This window comes from Nonomuraea sp. NPDC054003, assembly GCF_055585125.1.
The window spans coordinates 151,425-165,292 of the sequence record NZ_JBVJKR010000003.1 but is presented as its reverse complement, the minus strand read 5'-3'; the positions used below and the strand labels follow the sequence as shown (position 1 = coordinate 165,292).

Below are 13,868 nucleotides of genomic sequence, written 5' to 3'. Positions count from 1 at the left end.
AGTCTTGACACCTTCTCAGCTCGATTCTTACAGTTGCCGCATTCTGTCCACAAACCTGGCCCCTGTTCACATACATGGACGGCGATCATATGATCATCAGGCAGATCCACGTCACCCCTGTCGCCTTCAAGGATCCGCCCCTCCTGAACGCCGCCGGAGTGCACGAACCCTGGGCGCTGCGCACGATCGTCGAGCTGGTGACCGACGAGGGCCTGACCGGTCTCGGCGAGACGTACGGCGACCTGGGACACCTGTCCAAGGTACGCGAGTGCGCGCAGGCGCTGGTCGGCCTGGACGTGCACCACACCAACCAGATGTACGCGCGCGTCGCGGCCACCGTCGGCGACGCCGTCAGCGACCTGCACGGGCTGACCGGCGTGGCCACCAAGGAGAAGAGCATCGACCGGGTCTTCTCCCCGTTCGAGGTCGCCTGCCTGGACATCCGCGGCAAGGCCGCCGGGGTCCCCGTGGTCGACCTGCTCGGGGGCCGGGTCCGCGACGCCGTCCCGTACAGCGCCTATCTCTTCTACAAGTGGGCGGGTCACCCCGGCCAGGAGCCGGACAGGTTCGGCGAGGCGCTCGACCCGGCCGGGATCGTCGAGCAGGCGGCGCTGTTCATCAAGGAGCACGGCTTCACCTCGATCAAGCTCAAGGGCGGTGTCTTCCCGCCCGACGAGGAGATCGAGGCGATCAGGGCGCTGCACGAGGCGTTCCCCGGCGTGCCGTTGCGCCTGGACCCGAACGCCGCCTGGAGCGTCGACACCTCCGTCCGGGTGGGCCGGGAGTTGGAGGGCGCGCTGGAGTATCTGGAGGACCCCACGCCGGACATCCCCGGCATGGCGGAGGTCGCGGCCAGGGTGCCGATGCCGCTGGCCACCAACATGTGCGTCGTCACCCCGGAGCACCTGCCCGAGGCCATCGCCGCCGGCGCCATCGGCGTGCTCCTGCTCGACCACCATTACTGGGGCGGCCTGCAGCGCTCGGCCCAGGTCGCCGCGCTCTGCGGCACCTTCGGGCTCGAACTGTCGATGCACTCCAACTCCCATCTCGGCATCAGTCTCGCCGCCATGACCCACCTGGCCGCCGCCACCCCCAACCTCACCCACGCCTGCGACACGCACACCCCCTGGCAGGACGGCCAGGACGTGGTCGCGCCCGGCGCGCTCCGCTTCGAAGGCGGCGCCGTCCCGGTGCCCTCCGGCACCGGTCTGGGCGTCGAACTCGACCGCGACGCGCTGGCCGTCATGCACGAGCAGTATCGGAAGTGCGGCGTCACCGCCCGCGACGACACCACGTACATGCGGCGCTTCCAGCCCGACTTCACCGCGAGGAGGCCGCGGTGGTGAACGTCGCCTACGTCTACCCCTGGGACGTCGTCGGGGACCCCGCCGCCGCCGAGCGCATCGCCGCACTCGGCGTGACGACCGTCGCCCTCGCCGCCTCCTACCACTCCACCCGCGCGGCCACCCCCTTCCACCCCGCGCACCGCGTCCTCGACGTCCCCCACTCCGCCTTCTACCTTCCCGTACGCCCTAAAGCCTGGGGCCGGCTCACCCCCGCCACCCCCACCTGGACCACCCCCGACGCGTACCTCCTGGCCCAGTCGGCCCTGCGCGCGGCCGGCCTGCGCGTGCACGCCTGGACCGTGCTCACCCACAACGCCCAACTCGGCACTGCCTTCCCCCACCTCGTCGTACGCAACGCCTTCGGCGACCCTTACCCGTACGCGCTCTGCCCGTCGGCCCCCGACGTCGCCGAGTACTGCGAACGGCTGGTGCGCGAGGTGCTGGTGGCGGGCCGCCCCGACGGCCTCATCCTGGAGGGCTGCGGCCCCATGGGCTTCGCCCACCAGGGCGTCCACGAGAAGACCTCGGGCGCCGGCTACGACCCGGACCTGATGTCCCTCTGCTTCTGCGCCTCCTGCGCCCCCCGCTACCCCACCGACACCAGGACCCGAGTCCGCAACGCCATCGGCATCCCCACCGAACCTCCGCCCCACGACGCCCCGAAGAGCCTCGTGGACGCAGCCCTCGGCCCGCTCGCGGACGAGGTACGGGCCGTCCGCGTGGAGCTCTCGGCCTCCCTCCGCCACCACCTGATCACCGCCGCCCGCGAGATCGCCCCTGACATCCCGATCACCTTGCACGCCAACCCCGACCCTTGGGCGACGGGCCCCTTCGCCGCCCTCCCCACCGGCGACCCGGGTGCCGACGTCCTGGTGGGCAACTGCTGGGGCGCCCCTGCCACGGACGCCGCCCGCCTCTCCCACCTCACCGAACTGCGCACCCCCGGCCAACGGGTCGGCGCGTACGTCCTCGCCCTCCCCCCGCGCCCCGCCCACCCGGAGACACTTGCCGAACTCCTCACCACCTACGCCAAGGCAGGCGCATCGGAGTTCCACCTGTACCACGCAGGCTTGGCAAGCCCACAACGTCTGACCGCCATGGCCCAAGCCCTCGAACTGACCCGCCTATAGCCCGACACGCCCAGCATCCACCACACCCGGCAGCGACGACTCGCGACGCGAAGCGCCCGCACCCGTCACACCGGAGCAGAGTCCTCGTGGAGCAGGGTCCAACGTGGAGCACGGTCGGATGTGGAGCACGGTCGGATGTGGACCACGGTCGGATGTGAAGCGCGGCCCCACCCGAAGCAAGGCCCCATTCGGAGCAGGGTCCCACTCGGAGCGAGGTCCCGCCTGGAGGAGGCGCGACACCAAGTGGAGTCACGGCACGCAACGGAGCTGACGCCAGCCGAAGCACGTCACCCAACGGAGCCGACGCCAGCCGAGACACGACACCCAACGGAGCCGACGCCAGCCGAGACACGACACCCAACGGAGCCGACGCCAGCCGAGACACGACACCCAACGGAACGCGACACCCAGTGAGCACGGCGCCGCTGGGTGTCGCACCTCCACGCCCCACTGCCGCGGCATCCCCCTGACGAGACCCGCGAAAGACCATCCCGGGTCTCGTCCGCCCACAGACTGCTTTGGCATCATGAGCACGTAAGCATCAGCAGGCGTCCCGACACCGGCCGCCGCACCCTGCCCATCTCCCTCGGTACGAAAGCCGACACCACCACGAACCCCCTCAAAAACGCCGCATCCGGCGGAAAGGCACGGGCGTTGGGTGACATCGAGATCGTCTACAGGAAGTACGGCGGCGCGTTGCACTGGCATCACCCCGGCACGCTCCTCGGCGAGGACGAACACGGCTCCTGGGTCGCGGTGCCCAGCGGAACCGTCGCCCGCAAAGGCGAAGGCCCGAAGGTCACCTGGCCCCACGACTCCCTGATGCTCTTCCCACGCTCATCCTGGTGGACCGCCACGTTCAACTCACCGCCCCACCGCATCGAGGTGTACGTCGACGTCACCACCGTCCCCGAATGGCGTGACGGCCAGGTCACCATGCTCGACCTGGACCTGGATGTCGTCAGGATGCGCGACGGCCGCCTCTTCCTCGACGACGAGGACGAGTTTGCCGAACACCAGCTGACACTCGGCTACCCGAGCGAGATCATCCGGCAAGCCGAGGACACCGCCCATTGGCTCCTCCAAGCAGTAGCCCATCACCACGGCCCTTTCGGCGGAGCCCACACCCGATGGCAGGCCGCTGAGTTCCCACCGCATCCCAACACGCCTCCACCTCATCCCCCTCGTCAAGCTCCATAGCCGACCGTCAGGAACGGACGACATCGCCGCGGCAAGCCACACCAAGGCCGACATACGAAGGCCACGGCCGTCACACGGAGGCCACGGCCGTCATCGAGGCACCGAGACCAGCCCGCTCTCGTATGCCACGATCACCAGTTGCGCCCGGTCACGAGCATCGAGTTTGGCCAGTAACCGAGTGATATGGGTTTTGACCGTCGCCAGACTGAGCTGCAGATGCCGAGTGATCTCCACATTGGACAGCCCGCGGGCGATCAGAGTCAGCACCTCCCGTTCCCGCTCGGTCACCCCCTCCAGCCCACGCACCTGAGGCGTCGCGGGCGTCCGCGCGAACTCCTCGATCAGCCGCCGCGTGACCGTCGGAGCCAGCAGCGCCTCTCCTCTGGCCACCACCCTGATCGCGGCGAGCAGGTCAGCCGGTGGCGTGTCCTTGAGCAGGAACCCGCTCGCCCCGGCCCGCAGCGCGTCGTACACGTACGCGTCCAGGTCGAACATGGTCACGATGAGGACCCGCGAGCCCTTCCCGATCAGTCTTGTCGCCTCGATGCCGTCCATCTCGGGCATACGCACGTCCATGAGCACGACGTCGGGCCGCTCCCGCTCGGTCACGGCCACGGCCTCCACACCCGTCGACGCCTCCCCCACCACCTCCAGATCGGGCTCGGAGTCCACCAGCACCTTGAAGCTGCCCCGGAGCAGCGCCTGATCATCAGCGATCAGCACCCGGATCATGAATCACTCCCGTAGGGGAGGCTGGCCGAGACCCGGAAGCCTTGACCGATCATTCCGCCCGCCTCGAACGTCCCGCCGTACATCATGACCCGCTCCCTCATCCCAATCAGCCCGTGACCAGGCCCCCGGCCGGTCATCGTGCGATGACCGGGCCCGTCGTCGCTGACCTCGATCCGCACCGCCCGCCCATCGTCGACCACGGACACCCGGCACCGCGCAGGCGCGGCATGCTTGACCACGTTGGTGAGCGCCTCCTGAACGATCCGGTACACGGAAAGCTCCACCCCTTCAGGCAGCCTTCCCCGCACAGGCTGAGCAGGTGCTCCCCCCTCCGCAACCCCCACCTTCTCGGCGGACTGCCTGCCCGTCATGGACCTCCTCCCGTACACGGACGCCTCCTCCCCAGAAGACATGTCCCGCGTGGACGCTCCGTCATCTCCTTCCTCCGTCGCGAGACCCGCTCCACTTTCCGTTCTGGCACCTGATCCACTTGCCGCCGCAGGACCCGATTGGCCCTGCGCAGTGATGCGTGATCCGCCCTCCGTAGTGAAACGTGATCCACCCTGCGTGGTGAATCTTGATCCGCTCTCTTTCGTGAAACTTGCTCCATCCTGAGTAGCGAAACTCGAACCATCCCGCGTACCGAAGCTCGAAACACCCTGCGTAGCGACGCTCGAATCATCCTGCGTACCGAAGCTTGATCCACTTTTCCTCGTGGAGCTTGATCCACTCTGCGTGCTGAGGCCTGTCCCTCTCTCCGCCTGACCCGCCGCCAGACCCGACGTCTCGCCAGCCCTCGTCTGCTGCGCCTCGCGGAACATGCCGCCCGTCGCGCTCTCCCGCATCTCCGGACCACCTTGACCTCGCGCCATGCTGACGTCGAGCTCCACGTCCACTCCAGCCTGTCGGGCCTGCTCGGCCAGACCAGCCAACCCGCGGAGCCCCGGCGCAGGACCGCGGGCCGGGCTCTCCGAAGAACGCAGCACCCCCAACAGGTGACGCATCTCGACCAGCGCGTTCCTGCTGGCGGTCTCGATCACCCGCAGCGCGTCGTGAGCCTCCTCCGGCTTCGTGGCGAGGACGTGGTTGGCCACTCCCGCCTTGACCGCGATCAGCCCCACGTTGTGCGTCACCACGTCGTGCAGCTCCCGGGCGATGCGCAGCCGCTCCTCGGCCACGGCCTGCTCGGCCAGGCGCTCGGCATGGCGCGTCGCGTACATCCGCCGTTCGCGCACGGCTCGGCCGACCGTCCAGGCGCCGCCGAGGGCGGCGATGCCGAACAACGCCTCGTCGACGCCCAGCAGCCATGCGGGCCCCTCGGGGTGAGGCACACCGCCCACCATCACCAGCCCGACCCCGGTCAGCAGGGCGAGCACCCCGATCGTCGAGGTGGGCAGCCAGCTGCCGCGGTCTTCCGCCACCGCCACCAGGTAGAGCGCGTAAGCCGGCGACACGTACGCGAAGCTGAACGCCCCGCTCACCACCGCCGTGACGGCCAGCACCAACGTGAAGAGGAAGACCGGCAGCGGCCACACTCTCCTCAGGGCCAACGGCAGCCCCAGACCCAGCGGGATGGCCAGCCTGGCCCACGGCGGGATCCCCGCGGCGTTGACCGTCGCCGTCAGGGCGACCAACACGAAGGCCAGCGCGGCGACCAGATCCAGCGCGATCAGCTGGGAGCGCCCCAGTGGCCCGACGAAGAGGCGGTGCGACTCGTTCACGCGAACGACGGTAGCCCCCGACCCCGATTCCGCACGTCAGACCAGGGTCTGACTTTGAGGTTCGAACCGTGGTCCGATGTGACGAAGCCCCTCCGTGCCGCACCCTTTACGGTGTGATCGAACTCAAGCACCTCACGAAACGCTACGGCTCGACGCTCGCCGTCGACGACCTGTCGTTCACCGCGCGCCCGGGGCACGTCACCGGTTTCCTCGGCCCCAACGGCGCGGGTAAGTCGACGACCATGCGGCTGATCCTCGGCCTCGATGCCCCCACCTCGGGCAAGGTGCTGGTCAACGGCAAGCGTTACACCACTTTCCTCACACCCATGCGCGAGGTCGGCGCCCTGCTCGACGCCGGCGCCGTCCACGGAGGCCGGAGCGCCCGCGACCATCTCCTCTGCCTGGCCCGCACCAACGGCATCGGCCCTCGGCGTGTGACCGAGCTGCTGGAGCGCGTCGGCCTCGACGGCGTCGCCCGCAAGCATGTGGGCGGCTTCTCGCTCGGCATGAAGCAGCGCCTCGGCATCGCCGCGGCACTGCTCGGCGACCCCGGTGTGCTGATCTTCGACGAGCCGGTCAACGGGCTCGATCCCGACGGCGTCCGCTGGATCCGCGACCTGATGCGCTCGCTGGCCACCCAAGGCAGGACGATCCTGCTCTCCAGCCATCTGATGAGCGAGATGGCGCTGACCGCCGACCGCATCGTCATCGTGAGCAGGGGCAAGCTGATCGCGGAGGCCACGGTCGAGGAGCTCACCGCTCGCTATCCCTCCCTGGAGGACGCCTATCTCGCGCTCACCGCGAGCAGCGCCGGACACCGGGCGGGCAGACCATGAGACACGTCCTGCCGGCCGAGTGGCTCAAGCTCCACTCCGTACGTTCGAGCCGGCTCGCCATCCTGCTGGCCCTCGGCGGGGTCCTGCTCGGTTTCGGCATAGCGCAGATGGCGGTCGGCATGTACGACAGCGCGTCTCCGGCTCAGCAGGCCAGGGCCCGCATCGCGGAGCTGGAGGAGGTCGTGCTGATCGTTCCCCAGCTCAGCCTCGGCATCCTCGGCGTGCTGGCCATGACCTCGGAGTACGCGACCGGGCTGATCAGGACCAGCTTGACCGTGGTCCCCCGGCGCTGGCCGGTGCTGACGGCCAAGGCTGCGGTCGTCGGCGTGATCGGGCTGGTGACAGGGCCGGTGGTGGTCTTCGGCACGCACCTCGTGTGCCGCTGGGTCATCGGCGATCGCTTCTCCGGCCTCTACCAGGCGCCGTTCTCCGGCAAGCTGCCGCTGCTGGTCGCCCTCAGTCTGACCGTGCCGGTGTTCGCGCTACTGGGGCTCGGCCTGGGAGCGATCCTGCGCTCCACCGCAGGCGGGATCACGCTGCTGGTAGGGCTCGTCTACGTCATCCCCATGATCGTGGGCAACCTCCCCGGACCGTGGAACGAGTGGCTCGGCTCGGTGATGATCAGCGCCCTTGCCCGCCAGATCAGTGGTGACCTGACCACCCCGGGCCTCTACGGCACCTCGCTGCCGCCGCCGATGGCAGCCGTTCTCCTGGCCTGTTACGCGGTGCTCCCCGTGCTCGCGGGCCTGTGGCTGCTGCAACGGAGAGACGCTTGACAACACAGCATCGCCATATGCCAGCCGTGGGCAGGCCTCAGCCCGGTCCGCTCGCTGGCAGCGTAGCGATCGTCTGAAGGAGGCCTGCCAGGTGATGATCAGACTGCTGCGGCAGGAGCCCGCCACAATGCACGGCGAGCGATTCCGGCTCATCGGCGCCCGCAGCGAGCGCGCCGACGCAACGGCCTCATCCGCCTATCGGCATCGGAAGCAGCGGCGAGAAGCGCACACTGCGGATCACCACGCCATGCCCAGCCCTGGACTTCAACATTGGCACCATCGAGCAGTTCCGCCGCGCACATGACATGCTCCGTCGGCTCCGCACCGACGCGGGACGGGACCTATCAACGCCGCGCGGACGCCGGACAGGACCCATCACCACCGTGCCGACGCCGAACGGGATCCATCGACGCCGCGCGGATCTCGGACAGAACCCATCACCACCATGCCGACGCAGGACGGGCCCCATCAACACCGTGCCGATGCGTAACGGGGACCCATAGACGCCGCGCGGACTCAGCGCGGGACCCGTCCGACAGCCAGGTGCACCACGACGGGGACTCGGCCGCAGCCGCACGCGCGTTCGCCGAGGCCGGAGCGGACCTGATGATTGTCCACTTGCGAACCCGTACCACCCGCGGCGCTGAACGCGCTGGCGGCAACCCTGCAGGGGAGCTTGCCCGGCCACAGGCCCATCCCTCAAGCTCACCTAACGTGGCGAGACAAGACGTGAAGATCCTTATGTACTTCGATCAAGGCTGGGAACGCCTTCTCAGCACGAAGATCAACACACCCTTCGTCCCGCCGGTACGGCAGGCGGGTGTGCCTGCCGTACCGGTGCGTTGCTCAGACCTCGACCACCACAGGGATGATCATCGGGCGGCGGCGGTAGGTGTCGCTCACCCAGCGCCCCACCGTGCGGCGCACCACACGACGGATCTCCTGCATGTCGACCACCCCGTCGGCGGCCTTGTCCTGGAGAGCCCTCTCGATCTGCGGGATGAACTCCTCGAACTGCGCCGGGTCGATGCCCGAGCCGCGCGCGTGGATCTCAGGCCCGGCGGTGAGCTTGCCGGTGCTCGAGTCGACCACGACGACGACGGAGATGAACCCCTCGTCGCCCAGGATCCTGCGGTCCTTCAGCGACACGTCCGTGATCTCGCCGACCGACGAGCCGTCCACGTACACGTAACCGGCGTGCACTGCGCCGACGATCTTGGCGCGGCCGTCGACGAGGTCGACGACGACGCCGTCCTCGGCGATCACGATGTGGTCCTCGGGCACGCCGGTGAGCGAGGCCAGCTTGGCGTGTGCCCGCAGGTGCCGCCACTCTCCGTGAACCGGCATGAAGTTGGAGGGCCGGGTCAGGTTCAGCACGTAGAGCAGCTCGCCGGCTGCCGCGTGACCGGAGACGTGCACCTTGGCGTTGCCCTTGTGCACGACGCGGGCGCCCCACCGGGAGAGCCCGTTGATCACCTTGTTGACCGCGGTCTCGTTACCCGGCACCAGCGACGACGCGAGCAGGACCGTGTCGCCCTCGGTGATGCGGATGGGATGGTCGCGGTTCGCCATCCTCGACAGAGCCGCCATCGGCTCGCCCTGAGAGCCGGTGCAGATCAGCACGACGTCCTGCGGCGGCCACTGCTCGATGTCGCGGGAGTCGACGACGAGGTCCGGCGGCACATTGAGGTAGCCCAGGTCGCGGGCGACCCCCATGTTGCGCACCATCGAGCGGCCGACGAGCGCGACCTTGCGGCCGTGCTTGGCCGCGGCGTCGATGACCTGCTGGATGCGGTGGACGTGCGAGGCGAAGCTCGCCACGATCACACGCTGTTCGGAGGTACGGATGACCTCGTCGATGACCGGGCCGATCTCCCGCTCACTGGTGACGAACCCCGGCACTTCGGCGTTCGTCGAGTCGGACATCAGCAGGTCGACGCCCTCGGTGCCGAGCCGGGCGAACCCGCCCAGGTCGGTGAGCCTGCCGTCGCTCGGCAACTGGTCCATCCGGAAGTCACCGGTGTGGAGCACGATGCCGGCGGGCGTCCTGATCGCCACCGCCAGAGCATCCGGGATGGAGTGGTTGACCGCCAGAAACTCGCAGTCGAACGGCCCCAGCGTGCGCCGCTCACCCTCCACCACCTGGTTCTTCACCGGCTGGATCCGGTGTTCGGTGAGCTTCGCCTCGATCAGCGCCAAGGTGAGCTTGGAGCCGACGAGGGGAATGTCCCGCCGCTCGCGCAGCAGGTAGGGCACCGCCCCGATGTGATCCTCGTGGGCGTGTGTCAGGACGATGGCCTCGATCTGGTCGAGCCGGTCCCTGATGTAGTCGAAGTCGGGCAGGATCAGGTCGACACCCGGCTGTTCGGGCTCGGGGAAGAGCACCCCGCAGTCGACGATCAGCAGCCGGCCGTCGTACTCGAAGACCGCCATGTTTCTGCCGATCTCACCCAGCCCGCCCAGCGCGACGATGCGCAGGCCGCCTTCAGGCAGCGCCGGAGGAGGGCCGAGATCAGGATGCGGATGGCTCATGCCCGGCCCCCATGGTCAAATCGCGTTCTCAAAACTCGCAATTCCTCCCCGTTTCTAGATATCTGCCAACTTCACCCCGCCGGCCACCAGGCAAGCACGCAGCTCGGCGATTTGCTTTTCCGTCGCGGGCACGAGCGGCAGGCGCACGGGCCCGACCGGCATGCCGACCATGTCCAGTGCGGCCTTCGTCATGATCGCGCCGCCCGCGCTCATCATGATCCCTTCGACCACGGGCGCCACCTGGCGGTGGATCGCGCGCGCCTGCTCGACATCGCCGTTGCGATGGAGCTGGATCATGCGGGCGAGCTGGGCGCCCACCACGTGCCCGATCACGCTGACGAAGCCCGCCGCGCCGAGCGAGAGCCAGGCCAGGTTGAGCAGGTCGTCGCCGGAGTAGAAGACGAGATCGGTGGCGATCATCACCTGGCTGCCGCCGAAGAGGTCGCCCTTGGCGTCCTTGACGGCGACGATGCGGTCGTGCTGAGCCAGCCTGATCAGCGTCGTCGTCTTGATCGGCACCCCACTGCGCCCCGGAATGTCATAGAGCATGACCGGGAGTTCCGTGGCGTCGGCCACGGCGGTGAAGTGCCGGTACAAACCCTCCTGGGGAGGCTTGCTGTAGTAAGGGGTCACCACGAGGAGGCCGTGAGCGCCTTCGCGCGCGGCCTGCCGCGCGAGCTCGACGCTGTGGCGGGTGTCATTGGTGCCGGCCCCGGCCACCACGGTCGCCCGGTCGCCGACGGCCTCGAGGACCGTGCTGAGCAGGCGGGCCTTCTCCTCGTCGGAGGTGGTGGGGGATTCGCCGGTCGTCCCGCTGACGATCAGGCCGTCGTTGTGCTGCTCGTCCACCAGATAGGTGGCGAGCCGCCGCGCCGCCTGGTAGTCGACCGCGCCATCAGACGTGAACGGCGTGACCATGGCGGTCAGCATGCGGCCGAAGGGCGCGTCGGAGGTTCCTGTTGGCGATGCCATAGTGCGAACGCTACCCGGATTCCGAAATCCATTGGACGCCGCCACCCCGTTTTGCCTGCCTGGAGCCGCCTTTTGTCACCCCGTCCTCCGGCATTCCCGTGCACGCCCGGCCTCCGCGGCCTCACCGTCAACGCCTACCTACCCGCGGCGCGGCGTCTCCAGCCACCCGGGAGCCGGGGATCGGTCGCGGTCACAGGCGAGGTCAACGATCGGACCGTGCTGGTTGACCCAATCGGCAGTCGGCCAGGACATCCAGCGAGAGGTCGTCCGCGCCAGCGCCATTCACCCCGGGCCCGGCAGGCGGCTTCGCACGGCCCACCGGCTGGCAAACTCACCCGGACAAGAGGTGGCCCGGAGGGCCACATAGGAAGAGGCCGCCGATATGTGCTCGGGGGTACACACATCGACGACCTCTACCGGAGAATCGGCACCCCTTACACCGGCGTTACAGGGTTTCTCCGATAATTTTCCGCTATCGCAAAGTTGGGGCTCCAGCAGTCATCGATGACGGTCGGTTACCTGCCGAATACGGCAACATGGGGCAACGCCTCACACGAACCTCCAGGGATGGACTAGTGGCCACCTCAGATCCGGTCTACTTGCGTGTCGTCGAAGACATCCGGCGACAGATCCATGACGGCACCCTTCCTCCTGGCGCGCTCATCCCGTCACGGGCCCAGCTGACCCGCAAGTACCAGGTCGGCGAGACCGCCGCCCGCCACGCTCTCCGCGTTCTGGCCAGCGAGGGGCTCATCATCGGCCGCATCGGTTCCGGCCACTATGTGAGAGAACGATCCGAGCTCACCCCGCTGCACCGGTGGCGGTTCCTCGATCGCCCCACCCCTTTCGCGGCGGACCTGCAGTCGCAGGGCTGGCGGGTGACCTGGGACTGGCACAGCGAGCCGGCAGAAGCAGGCCCCGACCTCGCCAGACGGCTGCGGGTCGACGAATCGACGACCGTGACGCGCACCCACTATGTCTTCCGCGGCGACGGCCGGCCGTTGCAACTGGCGACGGCGTACGAGCCGCTGGAGTTCGCGCCCCACTCGGAGGAGGAGCGGCGCAGCCTGGTCGCGAGGATGTACGCGCACGGCGTGAAGATCACCGAAGTCGTGGAGAGCATCCACACCCGGGCGCCTCGTCCCAGCGAGAGCGAGGCCCTCGACCTGCCGGTCGGCGTGCACGTCCTCCACGTCGAACGCACCCACTGGGCCGGCGACCGTCCGGTGGAGACCAGCGACATCATCCTGCCGGGCGACCGGTTCCGCATGGTCTACAGCATGCCCGTCTGACGCCGGACCCGGAGTCGCCACAAGCTCCGGGGGGCCTCCTCAGTCATCGTCCCTTCGCCCCCGGGACCTGGTGACTTCGCCGTACGACCCATGGCCGGCGTCCTCGAAGAGACGCGTGAGAAGGAACCGGCCCCAGGACCGTCCCCGACGGCGCGACTGACGAACCGTGACCGGCGTCCTCGCGGAGACGCGCGAGAAGGAGCCGGCCCCAGAACCCTCCCCGACGACGTGGCCTCGGCCGTCGTCGGCCAGACGCCTGACGCCGGCCTGCCAAGCGGCAGAACAACCCGTCCATCTCGCCTTCTGCAGGCGCGATGGGGGCCTTTCGGGCATCGGGATGAGCCGTGTAAGCGCAGGTCAAAGGTTGTCGGTAGGCGTTGATACAACCATTCCCGGAGGTGGGGCATGCGGGTCAAAGATCTGCCGAGGCGCGAACGGCCACGGGAGCGGCTGATGGAGAGCGGGGCGGCGGCGCTGGCCGATCGGGAGTTGCTGGCGGTGCTGCTCGGGTCCGGGTTCCGGGGGGCGAGCGCGATGGATCTGGCCGCGCGGGTGATCGCGCACTGCGGAGACCTGGACGCTCTGGTCCGGTCGGAGCCGCATAGGCTGCTCGCCGTGCCGGGGGTGGGACCGGCCAAGGCGGCGCGCGTGGCGGCGGCGTTCCATCTGATCCGGCGTGCGGACGCGGAGCCAGAGCGGGCCAGGGTCACCTGCACGGCGGATCTGGCGGCGGTGGCCGCGCCCCTGCTGCGCGGGCACGCGCACGAGCGGCTGGTGGTGGTCGTGTGCGACGTCCGCGGCGCGGTGCTGCGCCGGACGGTGATGACCGAGGGCGGCACGGACCATACGACGGTGCCGGTCCGCGAGATCGTCGCAGCGGTGCTCAGGTCCGGCGGTGCGCTGTTCGGGTTGGCGCACAACCACCCGAGCGGGTCGCTGGATCCCAGCGAAGCCGACGTGGTGGCGACGCGCCGCCTCGCGGAAGCCGCCGAGACGGTGGGCCTGCGGTTCCTCGATCACCTCATCGTCACGGACTCCGCTTGGCGGCGCGTCCACGTATGAGGCGACATTCGGTTGCGTCCCCACACATTTACCACGGGAAATTCCGCGCACAACGGAGACCAGTCGCTCGCGACCCTAAACCGCATGATCCCTATGAAAGCGCGGAAGCCCAGCCGGGCCAGGGAAAGGCATGGCATCCTCATTCTCGCGGGACGGCCGTTTGGACGTCATCGGCCTTCACCCGTGCGTGGTTCCGTGTCCCCCGGAGGGCGCGGGGCCATGTTCACCGCTGCCGGGCATTCTCACTGCGGTCGAAGGCAATCCGTATC

Annotated in this window: 11 protein-coding genes; 7 read left to right on the top strand and 4 right to left on the bottom strand. The window is 68.8% G+C overall.

Annotation, left to right across the window (positions count from 1 at the left end):
• The first annotated feature begins 89 nt into the window (after positions 1 to 89).
• The 3 genes from ACZ6YG_RS08380 (at position 90) to ACZ6YG_RS08370 (ending at position 3,676) form a co-directional block, all read left to right on the top strand.
• A complete protein-coding gene (locus ACZ6YG_RS08380; protein ID WP_466017550.1) occupies positions 90 to 1,346 on the top strand; it encodes a glucarate dehydratase family protein in 1,257 nt (418 codons plus the stop codon).
• Positions 1,340 to 2,476, top strand: a complete 1,137-nt coding sequence (locus tag ACZ6YG_RS08375; protein WP_466017549.1) for a hypothetical protein — start codon at positions 1,340 to 1,342, stop codon at positions 2,474 to 2,476. Before ACZ6YG_RS08380 ends, ACZ6YG_RS08375 begins: the two co-directional genes overlap by 7 nt.
• 654 nt (positions 2,477 to 3,130) lie before the next feature.
• Positions 3,131 to 3,676 (top strand): DUF402 domain-containing protein, encoded by a 546-nt coding sequence (locus ACZ6YG_RS08370; protein WP_466017548.1) that lies wholly within the window; start codon positions 3,131 to 3,133, stop codon positions 3,674 to 3,676.
• Between the two features lie 90 nt (positions 3,677 to 3,766).
• On the opposite strand, the gene ACZ6YG_RS08365 is transcribed toward ACZ6YG_RS08370, so the two are convergent.
• Positions 3,767 to 4,408, bottom strand: coding sequence for a response regulator (locus ACZ6YG_RS08365; protein WP_148033583.1), 642 nt, complete (start codon positions 4,406 to 4,408; stop codon positions 3,767 to 3,769).
• Complete coding sequence (locus tag ACZ6YG_RS08360; RefSeq protein ID WP_466017547.1) at positions 4,405 to 6,129, bottom strand: sensor histidine kinase; 1,725 nt, start codon at positions 6,127 to 6,129, stop codon at positions 4,405 to 4,407. The genes ACZ6YG_RS08365 and ACZ6YG_RS08360 overlap by 4 nt, the downstream gene beginning before the upstream one ends.
• 113 nt (positions 6,130 to 6,242) lie before the next feature.
• Here ACZ6YG_RS08360 and ACZ6YG_RS08355 point away from each other — a divergent pair, with 113 nt between their 5' ends.
• Entirely contained in the window at positions 6,243 to 6,965 is a 723-nt protein-coding gene (locus ACZ6YG_RS08355; protein ID WP_466017546.1) for an ABC transporter ATP-binding protein, read from the top strand.
• Positions 6,962 to 7,741 (top strand): ABC transporter permease, encoded by a 780-nt coding sequence (locus ACZ6YG_RS08350; protein ID WP_466017545.1) that lies wholly within the window; start codon positions 6,962 to 6,964, stop codon positions 7,739 to 7,741. The genes ACZ6YG_RS08355 and ACZ6YG_RS08350 overlap by 4 nt, the downstream gene beginning before the upstream one ends.
• 846 nt (positions 7,742 to 8,587) lie before the next feature.
• On the opposite strand, the gene ACZ6YG_RS08345 is transcribed toward ACZ6YG_RS08350, so the two are convergent.
• Together ACZ6YG_RS08345 and dapA are read right to left on the bottom strand one after the other, a co-directional pair.
• A complete protein-coding gene (locus ACZ6YG_RS08345) occupies positions 8,588 to 10,273 on the bottom strand; it encodes a ribonuclease J (protein WP_466017544.1) in 1,686 nt (561 codons plus the stop codon).
• 54 nt (positions 10,274 to 10,327) lie between these two features.
• On the bottom strand, positions 10,328 to 11,245 hold the full coding sequence (gene dapA / locus ACZ6YG_RS08340) for a 4-hydroxy-tetrahydrodipicolinate synthase (RefSeq protein ID WP_148033589.1): 918 nt from the start codon (positions 11,243 to 11,245) through the stop codon (positions 10,328 to 10,330).
• 575 nt (positions 11,246 to 11,820) lie between these two features.
• On the opposite strand from dapA, the gene ACZ6YG_RS08335 reads away from it, so the two are divergent.
• Both ACZ6YG_RS08335 and ACZ6YG_RS08330 read left to right on the top strand, forming a co-directional pair.
• Positions 11,821 to 12,537, top strand: a complete 717-nt coding sequence (locus ACZ6YG_RS08335) for a GntR family transcriptional regulator (RefSeq protein ID WP_148033590.1) — start codon at positions 11,821 to 11,823, stop codon at positions 12,535 to 12,537.
• A 405-nt stretch (positions 12,538 to 12,942) separates the two neighbouring features.
• Positions 12,943 to 13,599 carry a JAB domain-containing protein gene (locus ACZ6YG_RS08330; RefSeq protein ID WP_148033591.1) on the top strand — a complete coding sequence of 219 codons (657 nt, stop codon included), beginning with the start codon at positions 12,943 to 12,945 and terminating at the stop codon, positions 13,597 to 13,599.
• Positions 13,600 to 13,868: the final 269 nt, after the last annotated feature.